The sequence below is a fragment of the Eximiradius sp. genome (genome assembly GCA_937127445.1).
Lineage (GTDB): Bacteria > Bacteroidota > Ignavibacteria > Kapaibacteriales > UBA2268 > JAKIZO01.
In genome coordinates this window covers 45,899-61,622 of the sequence record CAKZLY010000003.1, presented here as the reverse complement: position 1 = coordinate 61,622, position 15,724 = coordinate 45,899, and the positions used below count along the sequence as shown (strand labels likewise).

Sequence of the window (15,724 nt, the reverse complement as noted above, 5' to 3'; positions counted from 1 at the left end):
ATTAACTTCTATTAGTAATTTTTTTGTTGTTTTTATTAATTGAAATTTGTTATTTTTATTAGGACATAATTGTAGAAAATTACGATTTTTGTTTTTATTCATAAGATTTGATAGAGTTTGACATCATTTAATTATTATAATATTTGTTTATTAAACCCCTACAAGGAGGATTTATGAAATTTAAAAAGCTCATCTCAATTTTCGGGCTTTCTTCAATGTTAGTTCTCTTCTCGTCTTTGCTTACTGATTGCACAAGAATGATAACAGAGGAGCAGCTAATGCAGTTGCAAGAATTACGCAAACGCGAAAGTCAACTTAACGCACAAATTTCTAACAAACAGCAAGAAATTAACAAAATCCAAAGTGAAATTAATGCCCGTAAAAATGAACTCAAAAACTGCGAAAAAGATCGTGAATTTGTTAAGCAAAAACTATCTCAATGGCCAAATGTTTGGCAGGATTAATTTCTTGAATTATAATGTGAAACATTCAATTAATGGAGAAATATGAAAAAGATTTTAACAATAATTAGTATATTATTTTTATCAGGTGTTTTCGCGTTTGCTCAAATGCCACCTGCAAGCAAACCTGATGCTGAACTTACTCGCAAAGAAGCTGAACTTCGTATTCAGGACTTCCAGTCCAGAGTATCTTCGCTGGAAACTAAATTAAATGAGTTGAATGCAAAATACGAAGAACTTGAAATCGAATTAAAAAATGTAAATGCTGCTCTTCGCGATTGCAATGATGAAATTAAACGTATTTTAGGCGTTACTGATGCTGAAATCGACGCTTTTGCTCAAAAATTAGGTGTCCTCGAAGGCAAAGTTCGCGATATGAAAAGACTTAACGACGACCAACTTGCTGACCGCAGAAGCGATGTCGAAGCGCTGGAAAAGGAATATCGTGAACTAAGAAAAAATAAAATTTCAATTATGCCTAAGTTCTTCGATAGAATGGTACAACTTGGTCGTGATATTCGCGGTCTTTATCGCGAAAAGAAAATCACCACCTACACAGTTGGCACTTGGGCAGAAAACCGCGACTGCTTGTGGAACATTTCTGGCAAAATGGAGATCTATGGCGATCCTCTCCAGTGGCCAAAAATCTGGCAAGCAAACACTGACCAAATTCGCAACCCTGACATTATTTTCCCAGGGCAAGTCCTTAAAATCCCACCAGCAGGTCCTAAAACTCCAGAAGAAATCAAAGCTGAGCGCCGCTATTGGCGTTTGAAACGCGAAGCCGCCGAACAACAGCAACAACAACCAGCTGCTGTTCCAGGTAACTAATCAACTGAATGAAACATTCTATTAATAAAAAGTGGCTCATCAGAGCCACTTTTTATATTTAATAATGATATTTCTTTACTAATCCCTTTTGTTCTCTAATTTTTTTGCTACCTCCTGTGCTTCTTCTAATTTGCCATTGGGTATCGGAACAAGCACTGTTACAGTTGTGCGACCATACTTTGTCCGATATGAATACTGCACTTCCAGCATTTCTGTTTCTTCTTTACTAATCTTAGCATTTTCTAACCTATTCCCAAACGTCCCCCAGCTGTGAAACTGCTTCCCAATCAATATGCAGTTATTTCCAATAATTGCTATAGGCCGCGACTTTAAAAGGTTTTTCGCGGAGATTTTGGGCGAAATATAAGCTACAATAGTAACCAATGCAATCAGTCCTAGTCCTATAATTCCCATCGTATCAGCAACTTCAGGATCGGCTATCATAAAAATTCCAAATATTATTACTATTATTACCGAAACCAATAGAAAAGTAGATTTATTCATAGAAAGATAATTCTGCAAATACTTATCTACAAAATTTTGCCAGAAAAATAAATCATACTCCCACTTTGCCAAAACATCTTCTCCTGAAAGAATTCTCGAGAGTTGTCCCGCACGTTTGCGATAATAGAAAAACACAATTATGCTTGTCAATGAAAGAAAACTTCCAATAAAAATTATTGCTCCACCGCCTTCTGCTATATTCATCTCGGAAAATATCACAGCACAAACTCCCACAATACAAAATATTGCCAGAAAAAGCCATACCCTTGCGATAGTTATTTGTCTATCTAATATTTTCGTTAATTCCGGCAGCCTATTTAGATTTCCAACATCTTCTTTCGGTTTTAATGTTGAAAACATAGGAAATAATGCTAAGAGAAGCATTATCGGTAAAATCCAAAATCTCTTATCTCTATACGGGTACAAAATGTCTTCTGGAATTGAAATTTTAGTATTGTCTTGCAAATATCCCTTGTCTATTAACTCTGCTGCTGTGTACAATTCATTGACTTTTATCAGTATCAAAAAATATTTGTAATCTTCGGTTGCAATAAAATACCGTCTCCCTCCATTTATCTCCTTTCCTGAAATATCTATCGGCAGATCTTTTCCCGTGAAATACAAAACAATATCATAACTGTTTTTGCTTATATTTTTTTTATATTTCTCGAATATCTCTGTTTGACTTCGAGCTTTGCAAATTTCTCGAATAAAATTAATCCCTTCTGAATTTTTTATAATAATTATACTGTCTTTCTTAGTTTTTATAAAATATTCATCTTCTTTCAATTTGAGTAACTGCTTGACCTCGGATGAAGTTTTAACTGCTAACAGACTGTCGTAAATTTTATCAGCATCAGCAGAACGATAATTAATCCCTCTTGCTTTTAATATACTGTCTAATATTTCTACTTCTCTATCGTTCAATTCTGTCATCGATTTTTGTTCATAATTCAAATTATATTGCTTGATAATGTATAGGGGTGGCGATATTTTGTAATAAGTTGCACCCAAAAATATTGCAATCCCCAAAACTATTAGTAAAAAATAGTAATTTTTCATTTTGGAACCTTCGAATTATCAAGGAATTATTCCCTAACTTAATAAAATTACAATTAAATTTACCAAAAAATTTGGCATTAATATTTCTATTATTTTGTCGATAAGTATGTAATGAAAATTTACATTAGGACGATGATGAATAGAAAAATACTACTGTGGTTGCTTGTATCAGCTGTTCTGGTAGGTTGCGCATCTTCGGGTACTTGTCCAAAAGTTCCTTCCGAAGGAAATATCTCTTCTCCATTTAATACCGATAATGACGAATATTCGCCAACTTTTTGGGAAAATTCATTTTATTATACAGTTTCCAATCGGCAAAAGAAAATCAATGAAACAATCTATAGAAGCGAATTTGCCGACGGCAAATTTTCACGCCCAAAAGTTGTTAATGATTTGCCAATAGGTTCATTCCAAAACGTTAGTTCTCCAAGCTTTTGCTATAATCCTATTTCTGGTAATTTAGAGATGTGGTTTGCAGCAAACACTCGCAGCAGCAATAAAATCAACAGAGATTTGTTCCTTGCCGAAAAAATAGGGGAGAGCTGGACTAAACCCCAAAATGCAAAATCAATAAATACCGAACATTTTGAATCCCACCCGTTTATTTCACCTGACGGAAAAATACTCATTTTCAGTTCCGACAGACCCGGTGGTAAAGGTGGACTGGACCTCTATGTTTCACTTCGTGACAATCAAGGCAATTGGTCATCTCCTCGTAACCTTGCAGAAATTAATACCGAAGCGAACGAACTTTCTCCGTTTGTGTCGGAAGATGGGATTTTGTACTTTTCTTCTCAGGGCTATTCTAACGCAAAAGTCTATAACATCGTCAAAGCAACTCCATCTGGTTATGCGAAATGGACTAATCCGAAACTTATGCCACCGCCGATAAACTCTCTTTCTGATGATACTGGTCCAGCGATTTTCAAAGATAAAATCTTCGTTTCATCAAACAGACCGAACGGTTGTGGCGGCAAAGACCTCTACGCTTTTGATTTATGCGGTCCCGCTAAAATCGAATGTTATGTTACTTCCCGCTTCCCAAATTTCCCACTTGGCGGCAAAGCATACCTTTTCGATAGTGAAAACAATATCGTTGCAACACAAGATGTTTCAGCCTTTGGTGTTTTCAAGTTTGATGTAATTCCAAATCGCCGCTATACAATTCGTTACGAAAATGATTGTAATTCAAAATATTCTGCTGAAAGAGAAATTCATGCCCCTTGTTCTGATAGCTCTGTTGTGGTTATACGAACGATGTTTGAATTTAATCCCGTCGAGGAATTTGATTTAGTTGAAATCAAAGTCCCATTCTTTGTTACTGGGTACTATCAGCCAAACACGCGAGAAAATCTCGAAGCACTACGCCTAAAATTTGCTTATAATCTGATTGGCATTAATGAACAAACCAAATATATCGAGCGTCCCGGTGAAATCTATGATTCATTTACCGAGGAAGTTGAAAAAGCATTGACTGATGCAGCTGAAAAACTTTACGATATTGTTTCTCTTCTTAACGATAATTGTTTGGAAAAAGACGACATTAAGATTCAAGTTGTGATGTATGGATTTGCAGACCCACGTTCAATTAATCCCAAAGCAATTTTTCCTGATGCAGATATTGAAGATGAAAAATTCGGTATCTTTGTCAAACGCGGTGAGAAAATGGACAACGATCTTCTTTCGCTTCTGCGTGCTTACTACACTGCCAAATATTTCGAGCGTTACATTAGCCTTAAAAATCCGAATTTAAATAGTAAAATTATCTGGAAAATAGAAGGCAAAGGTGTTGATAATAGTACTCTCCCCGATAAACAAAAGCGGCGCGTAAACATTAAAATTCAACCAATGTAACTATTTTTATTCAAGTTCAAATTCGACGCGTCTATTCTGGCTACGACCTTCCTCTGTTGAGTTATTTGCAATAGGTTTCTTCGGTCCATAGCCTTTATATTTTATCCTACTGGATTCTATCCCATTTGCCACTAACCAGTCTCGAACTGCTTTTGCTCTATTTAGCGATAACTGCATGTTATATTGAAGCGTCCCGATATTATCGGTATGTCCCTCGATTGTTATTTTAATATGTGGATATTCAAGCATAAATTTCTTTACTCTTTCAAGCTCAGCAAAGGATTCTTCCAATAGCTCATATTTACCGTATTCGAAAAATATATTGTTCAGAACTACTTTCTGACCTATTTCAATTGGAACAAGCAGCAAATCTTTCCTGATTTCTTTGTATTGCTCCAAACTGCTTAAATCAATGTTTTCATTTAATGCTAGAAATTCATTTGCTACTGCGTAATAAGCATAGCGGTGCCCACCTGGCAAAGTAATGACATATTCCCCAGTTTTAGAATTTGACTTCGCAATTCCTGCATTCTGACCATTTGCTAAATATTCATACTTGATTGTGGCTTCCACTGGTTTTTTAGTTTTAGCATTAAGCACTTTTCCTTTAATTAGAACTACATTGTATGGGCGAAATTCAGAAGGAAGCTTAATTTTGAAAATGTCCTCCCGTCCAATACTGTTTTCGGTCGAAACAAAATAAGCATATTCACCTGACGCCGGGAGTGAATAATATCCATCCCATCCACGACTGTTTATTGGTTTCCCTAAATTCATCGGTTCTGTCCATTTTTGCCAGCTTTCATCGAGACGTCTTGCAACAAACATATCATTCGAGCCATATCCTAAATGTCCAGAGCTTGAAAAATACAAAGTTGCTCCATCTGCTGCTAAAAATGGAGTGTCCTCCGATGCCGCTGTGTTGATGTCGGGACCCAAATTTACCGGTTTGCTCCACACTCTATTTTCCTGCAAAAAACTCACATATAAATCGTTCTCACCAAATCCGTTTCGACGTTCAACCGACATTATAAGCACTTTCCCATTTGTAGAAAAAGAAAAGCTCGAAAAACGCCCCAAATTATAGTAATCCTCTATCTCAATTTTTTCAGGAAAAGACCATCCACTATCTGTCAGAAACGAGCGAGACAGTCCTTTTGATTGCGTTCCGCCCGCATTGTAAATATTGCCTAAATACAACACATTCCCATCTTGTGAGATCCCAACTGCAAAATTATTCCACTCATTATTTATTGGAAAATTTATATTTTTCGCTTGTGAAAAATTTCCTACACTATCCATAGTCGAATACCAAATATCCTGGTCTTTGTTCTCACCAATGTTTTCAGGATGTTGGTCCCGCGTGAAAAATAGCGTTGTCCCGTCAGGTGTAATTATTGGACACAGCTCGGAATAATTTGAATTTACATTTTCACCTAAATTTGTTCTTTCTTCATAAGTTGCATTTTCAGGTAGATTAATTTTGAGGAAATAATCATCCGTACAATCACAGATGCCAATAGCATCAATCTGATAATAGTCTTTATAATTCACCGTTGTGATTTCAATTCTCACTGCTTTTACGATTATTTTCGCAAACGAAACACTCATCACTCGTCCAGTTTCTTGAATTGGCATTGGATTTAAATTGTTATATACAATTTTCTCATTCTCGTATTCATCGAACACAATAACTTTTGAGATAGCACCAGGATTATAACTTTCATAAATAAATAATTTACTTGCCGTAATAGGCTTCTTAAACCCTACTTTTATCCATTCCATCCCATTGCGGGCATAATCAGGCATCCACGCACACGGACTAACACCAAAATCGGGCATTATATTCGGTTTGCCAAGAGCTTGCATTCCTTTGAAAGCTGTTTTGCTTGCATTTACAAACCTTGCTTCCGATGATACTGCAATCAAACTATCAGCCCAATAAATCTTTTCACCACAAAGTACTATCGCGTTGAATGCAATTATCGCTATTATTATAGCCGTTCTCATATTTATTCTATATTTCTCAACATAAATGCAAATATACGATTTTGTTATTATATCTTGTAATCATACTTATAATATTTTTCTTTTATCAATTATGATATTTTCATAAATTAAACTTTTCGATTTATATTTAATTCGATAATTATTTATTTAAAAATAAATGATCAGAGGTATTAATGAATAAAATTGTAGAAGCCCGTTTTTTAGCACCAGAAGTAAAGTTATTCCGAATTGAAGCTCCTAAAATCGCTGAAAAAAGAAAAGCAGGGCAGTTTATTATTCTACGCGTTCACGAAAAAGGAGAACGTATCCCAATCACAATTGCCGATAGCAACCCAGCTGATGGCACAATCACAATCATTGTTCAAGGTGTTGGCAAAACTACCCGCCTGCTTAACACCCTAAACGCTGGCGATTTCATTCTTGATGTTGTTGGTCCTCTCGGAAAACCTTCTCATATAGAGCATTTTGGAACTGCGGTCAGCATTGGCGGCGGCGTCGGCACTGCTATTGCTTATCCAACTGCAAAAGCACTAAAAGATGCTGGAAACTATGTTATCTCTATCATCGGTGGCCGCTCCAAAGACTATGTTATCCTCGAAAACGAAATGAAACAAATTGCCGATGAAGTTTATCCAACAACCGATGATGGCTCTTATGGATTTCACGGCTTTGTAACTGATAAATTACAGCAATTGATTGATGAAGGAAGAAAAATTGATTTTGTGCTTGCTATTGGCCCTATCCCTATGATGGAAGCAGTAGCCAAAGTTACAAAACCACATAATATTAAAACCGTTGTTAGCCTCAATCCAATTATGGTTGATGGTACCGGAATGTGCGGAGGTTGCCGTGTTGTTGTCGATGGAAAAGCGGTTTTCGCTTGCGTCGATGGTCCGGAATTCGATGCCCACGCAGTAGATTTTGAAATCTTAAAACAAAGAAATAGAGTATATCGCAACGAAGAAGAAATTAGCTTGCGAGACTTAGAATGTAATTACGACAAAATGTTCAACGAAGAACTTAAAAAGCAAAAGGAGCAATAATATGGCAGAACTTACACCAAAAGAAAGAATGGCTATCCCAAGACATAAAATGCCCGAACAAGATCCCAACGAACGTATTAAGAATTTCTTAGAGGTTAATTTAGGTTACGACGAAGAAACTGCCCGCCGCGAAGCTGAACGCTGCTTGCAATGCAAAAAGCCTGCTTGCATTGCTGGTTGTCCAGTATCAGTTAAAATCCCTGATTTCATTAAAATGATTGCTGAAGGCAAATATAAAGAAGCTGCTGCAATTTTAAAAGAGGACAATGCTTTGCCTGCTGTTTGTGGCAGAGTATGTCCACAAGAAGAGCAATGCGAAAAAGTCTGCATCTTAGCCAAAAAGGGACAACCCGTTGCTATCGGCTACCTCGAACGTTGGGCTGCCGATTGGGAACGCCAAACAATTGGTCTGCAAATCGCTGAAACCAAGCCAAAAACAGGTAGGAAAGTGGCTATCGTCGGTGGCGGTCCCGCGGGATTGAGTTGTGCTGGCGATTTAATCCAGATGGGGCACGATGTTACCGTTTTCGAAGCCCTTCACGAAATCGGCGGTGTGCTTATCTACGGTATTCCTGAATTTCGTTTGCCAAAAGAAATTGTCCGTGCCGAAGTCGAAGGATTGAAAAAATTAGGCGTTAATTTTATTACAAATTACATTATCGGATTAACTGAAACAGTTGACGAACTTTTACAACGTTTCGATGCTGTTTTCTTAGGCGTTGGTGCTGGTTTGCCATATTTCTTGGGCGTCCCCGGTGAGCATCTAAATGGAGTTTATTCTTCCAATGAATTCCTTACGCGTGTTAATCTAATGCGTGCTTATGAATTTCCTAATGCCGATACTCCAATTTTCAACATTAAAGGCAAAACTGTTGTCGTTTTTGGTGGTGGTAATACTGCAATGGATGCTGTTCGTACCTCACTTCGTCTTGATGCTAAACGCGCGATTATTTGCTATCGCAGAACAGAAGCCGAAATGCCCGCCCGTATAGAAGAGGTTCATCACGCTAAGGAAGAAGGCGTAGAGTTTATGCTCCTCTATGCTCCACTTGAGCTTCGTGGCGATGAAATTGGCAATCTGCGCGAAATGGTTGTGCAAAAAATGCAACTTGGCGAACCAGATGCTTCCGGACGCCGTCGTCCAATTCCTATCCCTAATGCTATCGAAACTATTCCTGTTGATGTAGTAGTTGTTGCTATCGGCAATGGTTCAAACCCAATTATTAGCTCTACTACTCCTGACCTGAAAGTTAATAAGTGGGGCAATATACTTGTCGATGAAAATACTATGAAAACAAACAAAAAAGGTGTTTTTGCTGGCGGTGATATTGTTACTGGCGGCGCAACTGTTATCCTTGCAATGGGTGCTGGTCGCAAAGCTGCTGCTGCAATTGACGAATATCTCAAAAATCCAGACGTCTGGTAATTTTTATTGAAAAATCTTTCTAATAAATATAAAAAGAGGTTGTCCAATTGAAACAACCTCTTTTTTTCTAAATCTAGATTTACTTTTGTTTATTCAAATTTAATTGAGGTTACAGATTTTTCGAACACAGGTAGATAATCTTTTTCCTCACCTACGAACCAATTCATTGTAATTCTATATAATCTCTCACCTTTCAATGCGAAATATACTCGTCCTTTTACCTGTCCAGTTGGCTGATATGAAAACATATATGCTTCCACGCCACCCAAATTTATTGCCCTTGGTTCGCCACTATTTTTATATGTAGGTCTGTTTTCTTCAACAATTTTCTTCAAGTTTTTCGATTGTGAAGCATCAATTACATCAACTTGAATATTGCAATCAGCACGACGCTTGCCAATATAATTCTGCGATGAAATTACATTGCGAGCAATGCCTTTTGTAAGATTGAAGTTGTCAGGTACCATTATAACATATCCAGGACCTGACTTTGGTACTAAATTAACAGATGCTGGTGGTTCTTCAGCATTGATGGCAACTGCTGTTGGAGCTGCCGGCTCGACTGCCAATTTCAAAGACGAAACAATCTCGTTAAATTTGTCTTTATACATATCCCAAGTATTTGCAAATGCTTCGAAGAATAAAACAGTTGCAAGTTTCCCATCTTTTGTAGCTACATACAATTCACCCATAAATTCTCCATCTTCTAACTCAAATGAATAAGTAAACTTACTTGCCTTTACTCCATCTAACATTACTTCATCAAACTTATACAAATCTGGTTGGAATGTCTTGTTTACTTTAATAATACTATCAAGAGTAACCACACTGTCAATTTTTACAACATTTACATCAATTTTAGCACCAGGGAAACCTTCTGTATCATATCTTGCAAAACGTGGTTTTGCATTGTTCGATGAAAATGCAGCAAAGCGAACACCTGTTAGTTTAGTTACTACCCAGTTTGAAGGGTATTTGAGCGAAAATCCAACTGCTTCGTCCTTGTATTCCTTCAAATCCTGTATTTCTACGGGTTTCCCATGTTTATTGCCGCATCCGCTAAATAAAATAACTGAAAAACAAACAAGTAAACAATACTTCAATACTTTCATCTTCAACTCCTTGAATATTAATGGAAAATATTCTCTAAAATATCATTATTTTCATTAATAAACAATATTTTTTGCTAAAAACCTACTTTCAACATTAAATATGTCCAAAATGATGGATCTGTTCTATCATAGTTTCCAATCCCATCATTTTTATTTACATCATAAACGTCTTTCATCACTTCGCCAGGGATAAATATAGCTTTGCCCCATTCAAGAGTTGCATTTTTGAGTAAATTCACACGAGTGATTAAATATAATTCAGTTCCTAAATCTCTACTATTTTCATTGTTTTGCAATTTATATGCTTTGTTGGTCGTAAAATTATGTCCCTCGAAAATGAACGACCAGGGCTTCATATCATAGGTGATTTTTATAAACAAGTCGTTTAAACCTCTGTTATTCGTTGATTTTTGAATATCACTGAAATAGTCCATACCTGAATAAAATGAATGCTTGCCTTGGTATGTAACGTCAAATGTTCTATAAAACTTCCCTTCGGACAAATCTTTTTCAGATGTTCCAGATAATATATCTGCATTTAGTCCTATAGTTAAATCATCAATCTTATAATTGAGACTTCCTGCAATATTAAAAGCTTGAATAATTCTTGGTGCTTTGCTATTTATTTGGTCTCCTGCTTCGCCACCTTGGTAAGCTCCTTCAAGCAGTGCAAAAAAATCATCATAGCTAAATTTATAATAAAACCCACTCATAAATCTGTTTGATGTGTAATTTCCTTTCGATGTTCTTTTTCTATTGAAATCATAATATGAAAAAATGTCTAAATAATGTTCTCTGTCAAAAGCAAATTTGCCCCAAACTCCATAAACATTATGTCCCTCCTCCGGTTTCGATGGATAGGAATATTGTGCTGTATCCGGTGTTGCTCGTCCAATGTATGCATCAACCGAACGACTATGAGTTAATGCAAAAACGTTTATTCCAAATGGTTTTGTGTCGTAGCTAAACAATACTCCATCCCACGACCGGGTAATATAATGAAAGTTGTTAATTGAAAAATATCTTCCGTTGCGGAATTGCATCTCGAAGCGTCCTGCTTTAACGCTAATCGGCTCATCAAGAATATTATCGAATTGAACATACCCCTGATGTAAATCTAAATTCTTCAAATTGTAAATCGTGTTTTTTGATTCACCCCACAACCTTGAATCACGTATCTGAAAATATATACTGATGTTTTTCGTTAAATTTTTTTCTAATCCAATTTTAGTACGCATCGAAGTAAAACTAAGTGGATATGTTTTGTTCGAAAAGTCTCTTCCATCCAGCTCAGTTCTTAATTGGAAATCCCCTGAAATTTTGAAATCTTGCTCACTGAAAAGGTGATTAACAAAAAGTAATAATAAAGAAAAAGTTAATAAAAATTTTTTCATAAAATATTCTTTAAGTAAAATGTAACATTGTAATACAAATTACGTAATACATTTAAGAAAATTTTGTGAATTTTAACAATTGAAAAAATTATGAAAAAAACGTTATTATCATTAATCATGGGACTTACTTTGATTTCATTTTCAGCTATCGCTCAAACTGAACAGCAAGAAATCGAAGCTTTAAAAAATAAACCGCTGAAAGGTATGTTTGGGCTTAGCTTTACTAATTCTGTCCCACAAAAAGAATTCTACGATAATCTGAAACGTTCGGGTCAGGGATTTTCACTGTATGGTGGTTACAACTTTGCGCCCGTTCCAATTACGCTTGGTTTGCAAACAGATTTGCTGTTTTATGGTGGTGACGAACGTATCTTCCGCTATAAAAATCAAGGTGGCTGGACCTACCTCAGAGATACAGTTTCCTACCAAAATATGATTATTCCTGTAACAGTTTTTATGCAAATTCGCCCAAATGTTGCTGAATATTTCTTCCCATACTTCGAAGCATTCGTCGGATTTACACTATTCAACGCTAATAGTGATTTTAAATCTGCTTTTGGGATTGAAGATTCAAAAAATGAACTTTCAGCAGGCTGGAATGCAGGTTTGGGTGTTGGCACAATGATTAAGTTAGTTGACTTTGTTACTCTTCCAAGCTACTATTCTCGCTTGCTGCTGGATATTAAAGCGCGATATGCAAAAGGCTCAACAGTTGACTACTATATAGTTAAACAAATCAATCCTGATTCGTCACCCGAATTCCGCCGTTCTAAATCCAAAACTGATATTGCAACTTTCCAAATCGGTCTTGTTTTCGAATTTTAACATTATTTACTTAATATAATTATGGAGGTTCTTATGAAAAAGGTATTCTTAACAAGCATATTAGCAATCACTTTGGTTCTTGGTATTAGTTCTTGCACTGTTACTTCTGGTGGCTCGTATTCCGCTCAATCTGGTAGTCAGGAAAAACAAATTACAGTCGGCACCTTGCAGAAAGAATTACGCAAAGGTATGTCTGGTGCAGAAGTTATTGAAACCCTCGGCTCGCCTAATATTATCACACGCGACCAAAATGGCTACGAAACCTGGGTGTATGACCGTATCGCTACCGAAGCCCGATATAGCGAAAGTGCAAACGTACTATTCCTTGTTCTCTTTGCACAAGGGAACTCATCCTCAACCGCTACCGTAACCCAAAAAACATTAACTGTTGTAATTAAAATGAACGAACAAGGTAAAGTCGATTCATTCGCATACCACGCAAGCAAATTTTAACGGAGGATGCAATGAAAACATATTCGTTAATATTGCTCTTGTTTCTACTGGCTTTGTCGTCCTGTACTGTGGTTAATACTTCACGTCAGGAAACCCAAATGACCCAAACTCAAATACGTGAATTTCAAACTCGATATTTCGACACTAACGATGTAAAACTTGTGATGAAATCTGTCCTTAACGTTTTGCAAGACGATGGTTATATTGTTAAAAATGCTGTCGTTGACTTAGGTTTAGTTACTGCATCAAAAGAAATTGATCTTTCTAACTCACGTGGTCAAAAAGATGATTTTTGGGAGCAGTTCTTCTTGTCTCTTGCAAACGCAAATAATAGCTCCAATCAGCGCGAGATTTATAAAAAAATTAAGCAAATTGAAGTTTCAATCAATGTAACTGAATACGGACGGCAAACAAAAGTTCGTGCAAATTTTCAAGCCAAAGAGCTGGATAATACTGGAAATGTGATTAAAGTATATTCAGTCGATGATGCTAAATTCTATCAGGATTTCTTCTCCAAAGTAGATAAAGGCGTATTCCTTCAAAAACAGGGGCTTTAATCATAATAAATTGGCTGTCTCTGTTGAGTGAGGCAGCCAATTTTATAGATACGTTATCTTTATTCCTCTAAATTTAACTCGATGTCCCATTATTTTCAATACTTTCGCTGTTTTCTTTATTGTCTTGTTGTAAATTATCTGAACGCGAAGAAAAAGCCATAGCTTTAATTGCATTCAATGCGTTCATCGAAATAGGAGGTAGCTCTTCTCCACGAATAATGGCCTCGAGCTCGCTTGAATCCAATGTTTCTCTTTCAAGTAGAATTTTAGCAGTTTTATGAAGCAGTTCAAGATTGTCATTCAATATTTGTTCGGCTTTATTTGAGCAGTGAATTAATATTTTTCTTACTTCGCTGTCAATAAGTTGTGCTGTAAGTTCACTGTGGTCTCGAGGTTGAGAAATATCTCGTCCTAAGAACACTTCTTCGTGCTGATGAGCAAAAGTAATCGGACCAATTTCCTCGCTCATTCCCCAGTCGCACACCATTTTTCGTGCAAGTTGAGTAGCACGCTGCAAATCATTCGCTGCACCAGTGGTAAGATTACCAAAAACAATTTTCTCGGCGGCGCGCCCAGCAAGTAAAGTGATAATTTGTGTTTCAATATAGTCCTTTGTAAGAGAATGCTGGTCCTCGTTTGGCAGAAAAGTAGTAACTCCAAGTGCTCGCCCACGTGGAATAATCGTTACTTTATGAACCTTATCGGCATTAGGAATAAAATATCGAACAAGTGCGTGCCCCATTTCGTGATACGCGGTCATCTCTTTCTCTTTTGGAGAAATCACAAGACTTTTTCTTTCTACACCCATAAGAACTTTGTCTTTAGCCTGTTCGAAATCATACATTGTAACTACATCGCTGTTCCTTCTTGCAGCGAAAAGAGCTGCCTCATTCACAATATTAGCAATATCGGCACCCGAAAGCCCTGGTGTAGATTTAGCCAATACTTCTAAGTCTACATCCTTTCCTAATGGAAGCTTTGCGGTGTGTACCCGGAAGATACCTTCACGTCCTTTCACATCTGGTCTATCAACTACAATATGACGGTCAAATCTTCCCGGACGAAGCAATGCCGGATCCAGTACGTCTGGCCTGTTCGTCGCTGCAATCACAATAACACCACTGTTTTGTTCAAAACCATCCATTTCAACCAGAAGCTGATTCAACGTTTGTTCCCGTTCATCATGTCCACCACCAAGCCCCGCTCCACGATGGCGTCCTACAGCGTCAATCTCATCTATAAAAACAATACACGGTGAATTTTTCTTAGCCTGTTCGAATAAATCTCTTACGCGACTTGCTCCAACTCCAACAAACATTTCCACAAAGTCTGCACCCGAAATCGAGAAAAAAGGCACTCCTGCTTCGCCGGCAACTGCGCGCGCAAGCAATGTCTTACCAGTTCCCGGCGGTCCCAAAAGAAGCACCCCTTTTGGTATTTTACCACCTAACCTCTGGAATTTTAGCGGATCCTTCAAAAACTCAATGATTTCCATTAATTCATATTTTGCTTCATCTGCACCAGCAACATCTTTGAAAGTAACTTTGTTCTGACTATCAGTCAGCAATCTTGCACGAGATTTGCCAAAATTGAATATTCCGCGCGTCGAATTTCCACCAGACATCCTCCGAATAAAGAAAATGTATAGCCCAATTAATAATATCCAGGGAAGAATGGATAAAATCGCACCCCACCAGGCATTATCACCGCTTTCGTATGTTAGGCTTATTCCCTTTTCTTTCCATACTTTTTCAGCTTCACTATCTAAAACCCCTAATTTAGTGGAAAATCTTGTGATTTCTCTTGTTTTCCCCTCAAAATTAATAGTTACAGGCTCTTTCAATATACCTTTGAATTCAATATCATTGAAAGATGTTTTCACAACCTTGGCAGAGGAAATTAAATCCTGTTCCAGAAAACTTACATATTCAGAGTAGGAAACAGGCCATTCCTGACTGCTTGTTTCCTGTTGAAATAAAATATACAAAGTGAAAGCAGTTGCAATCAAAAACATCCATATCATCATATTACGGAAAAATTGCTGCTGGTCTTGCTTCGGGTCATCGTAATTTCTCCTTTTCTTTCCGCTATCACGATTTTCATTCATTAAGAACCTCCAAATTCCCATTTTAATTCAGAAAATTATAAAAATTAAAGACGTTTAATAATATTGTTAATTTTAATTAATCATT

General features: G+C 36.9%; 13 protein-coding genes. 8 read left to right on the top strand and 5 right to left on the bottom strand.

Annotation, left to right across the window (positions count from 1 at the left end):
• Positions 1-173: 173 nt before the first annotated feature.
• On the top strand, positions 174-464 hold the full coding sequence (locus AC6QZF_RS00835) for a hypothetical protein (RefSeq protein ID WP_499797991.1): 291 nt from the start codon (positions 174-176) through the stop codon (positions 462-464).
• Between the two features lie 42 nt (positions 465-506).
• Complete coding sequence (locus AC6QZF_RS00830; RefSeq protein ID WP_499797990.1) at positions 507-1,292, top strand: LysM peptidoglycan-binding domain-containing protein; 786 nt, start codon at positions 507-509, stop codon at positions 1,290-1,292.
• Between the two features lie 78 nt (positions 1,293-1,370).
• On the opposite strand, the gene AC6QZF_RS00825 is transcribed toward AC6QZF_RS00830, so the two are convergent.
• Positions 1,371-2,858, bottom strand: a complete 1,488-nt coding sequence (locus AC6QZF_RS00825) for a hypothetical protein (RefSeq protein ID WP_499797989.1) — start codon at positions 2,856-2,858, stop codon at positions 1,371-1,373.
• Positions 2,859-2,969: 111 nt separating this feature from the next.
• Here AC6QZF_RS00825 and AC6QZF_RS00820 point away from each other — a divergent pair, with 111 nt between their 5' ends.
• Positions 2,970-4,712, top strand: coding sequence for a hypothetical protein (locus AC6QZF_RS00820; RefSeq protein WP_499797988.1), 1,743 nt, complete (start codon positions 2,970-2,972; stop codon positions 4,710-4,712).
• A 6-nt stretch (positions 4,713-4,718) separates the two neighbouring features.
• Here AC6QZF_RS00820 and AC6QZF_RS00815 read toward each other — a convergent pair whose 3' ends face one another.
• Complete coding sequence (locus AC6QZF_RS00815) at positions 4,719-6,722, bottom strand: OmpA family protein (RefSeq protein ID WP_499797987.1); 2,004 nt, start codon at positions 6,720-6,722, stop codon at positions 4,719-4,721.
• A gap of 173 nt (positions 6,723-6,895) precedes the next feature.
• Between AC6QZF_RS00815 and AC6QZF_RS00810 the strand changes: the two genes are divergently transcribed.
• Together AC6QZF_RS00810 and gltA are read left to right on the top strand one after the other, a co-directional pair.
• Positions 6,896-7,765 (top strand): sulfide/dihydroorotate dehydrogenase-like FAD/NAD-binding protein, encoded by an 870-nt coding sequence (locus AC6QZF_RS00810; protein ID WP_499797986.1) that lies wholly within the window; start codon positions 6,896-6,898, stop codon positions 7,763-7,765.
• Between the two features lies 1 nt (position 7,766).
• Positions 7,767-9,191, top strand: coding sequence for an NADPH-dependent glutamate synthase (gene gltA, locus AC6QZF_RS00805; protein ID WP_499797985.1), 1,425 nt, complete (start codon positions 7,767-7,769; stop codon positions 9,189-9,191).
• Between the two features lie 89 nt (positions 9,192-9,280).
• Here gltA and AC6QZF_RS00800 read toward each other — a convergent pair whose 3' ends face one another.
• Both AC6QZF_RS00800 and AC6QZF_RS00795 read right to left on the bottom strand, forming a co-directional pair.
• Positions 9,281-10,303 (bottom strand): PsbP-related protein, encoded by a 1,023-nt coding sequence (locus AC6QZF_RS00800; protein WP_499797984.1) that lies wholly within the window; start codon positions 10,301-10,303, stop codon positions 9,281-9,283.
• A gap of 74 nt (positions 10,304-10,377) precedes the next feature.
• Positions 10,378-11,697, bottom strand: a complete 1,320-nt coding sequence (locus tag AC6QZF_RS00795; protein WP_499797983.1) for an alginate export family protein — start codon at positions 11,695-11,697, stop codon at positions 10,378-10,380.
• Between the two features lie 90 nt (positions 11,698-11,787).
• Between AC6QZF_RS00795 and AC6QZF_RS00790 the strand changes: the two genes are divergently transcribed.
• From AC6QZF_RS00790 to AC6QZF_RS00780, 3 genes are read left to right on the top strand one after another with little or no spacing between them, the layout of a single operon-like run.
• Positions 11,788-12,522 carry a hypothetical protein gene (locus AC6QZF_RS00790; RefSeq protein WP_499797982.1) on the top strand — a complete coding sequence of 245 codons (735 nt, stop codon included), beginning with the start codon at positions 11,788-11,790 and terminating at the stop codon, positions 12,520-12,522.
• Between the two features lie 33 nt (positions 12,523-12,555).
• Positions 12,556-12,975 (top strand): hypothetical protein, encoded by a 420-nt coding sequence (locus AC6QZF_RS00785; protein ID WP_499797981.1) that lies wholly within the window; start codon positions 12,556-12,558, stop codon positions 12,973-12,975.
• A gap of 11 nt (positions 12,976-12,986) precedes the next feature.
• Positions 12,987-13,532 carry a hypothetical protein gene (locus AC6QZF_RS00780; protein ID WP_499797980.1) on the top strand — a complete coding sequence of 182 codons (546 nt, stop codon included), beginning with the start codon at positions 12,987-12,989 and terminating at the stop codon, positions 13,530-13,532.
• 73 nt (positions 13,533-13,605) lie between these two features.
• Here the strand turns inward: AC6QZF_RS00780 and ftsH are convergent, their stop codons facing one another.
• Entirely contained in the window at positions 13,606-15,639 is a 2,034-nt protein-coding gene (gene ftsH, locus AC6QZF_RS00775; protein WP_499797979.1) for an ATP-dependent zinc metalloprotease FtsH, read from the bottom strand.
• Positions 15,640-15,724: the final 85 nt, after the last annotated feature.

Coding starts and splice junctions, on each gene's coding strand:
- AC6QZF_RS00835 (WP_499797991.1), top strand. CDS start 174: ATGAAATTTAAAAAGCTCATCTCAATTTTCGGGCTTTCTTCAATGTTA.
- AC6QZF_RS00830 (WP_499797990.1), top strand. CDS start 507: ATGAAAAAGATTTTAACAATAATTAGTATATTATTTTTATCAGGTGTT.
- AC6QZF_RS00825 (WP_499797989.1), bottom strand. CDS start 2,858: ATGAAAAATTACTATTTTTTACTAATAGTTTTGGGGATTGCAATATTT.
- AC6QZF_RS00820 (WP_499797988.1), top strand. CDS start 2,970: ATGAAAATTTACATTAGGACGATGATGAATAGAAAAATACTACTGTGG.
- AC6QZF_RS00815 (WP_499797987.1), bottom strand. CDS start 6,722: ATGAGAACGGCTATAATAATAGCGATAATTGCATTCAACGCGATAGTA.
- AC6QZF_RS00810 (WP_499797986.1), top strand. CDS start 6,896: ATGAATAAAATTGTAGAAGCCCGTTTTTTAGCACCAGAAGTAAAGTTA.
- gltA (WP_499797985.1), top strand. CDS start 7,767: ATGGCAGAACTTACACCAAAAGAAAGAATGGCTATCCCAAGACATAAA.
- AC6QZF_RS00800 (WP_499797984.1), bottom strand. CDS start 10,303: ATGAAAGTATTGAAGTATTGTTTACTTGTTTGTTTTTCAGTTATTTTA.
- AC6QZF_RS00795 (WP_499797983.1), bottom strand. CDS start 11,697: ATGAAAAAATTTTTATTAACTTTTTCTTTATTATTACTTTTTGTTAAT.
- AC6QZF_RS00790 (WP_499797982.1), top strand. CDS start 11,788: ATGAAAAAAACGTTATTATCATTAATCATGGGACTTACTTTGATTTCA.
- AC6QZF_RS00785 (WP_499797981.1), top strand. CDS start 12,556: ATGAAAAAGGTATTCTTAACAAGCATATTAGCAATCACTTTGGTTCTT.
- AC6QZF_RS00780 (WP_499797980.1), top strand. CDS start 12,987: ATGAAAACATATTCGTTAATATTGCTCTTGTTTCTACTGGCTTTGTCG.
- ftsH (WP_499797979.1), bottom strand. CDS start 15,639: ATGAATGAAAATCGTGATAGCGGAAAGAAAAGGAGAAATTACGATGAC.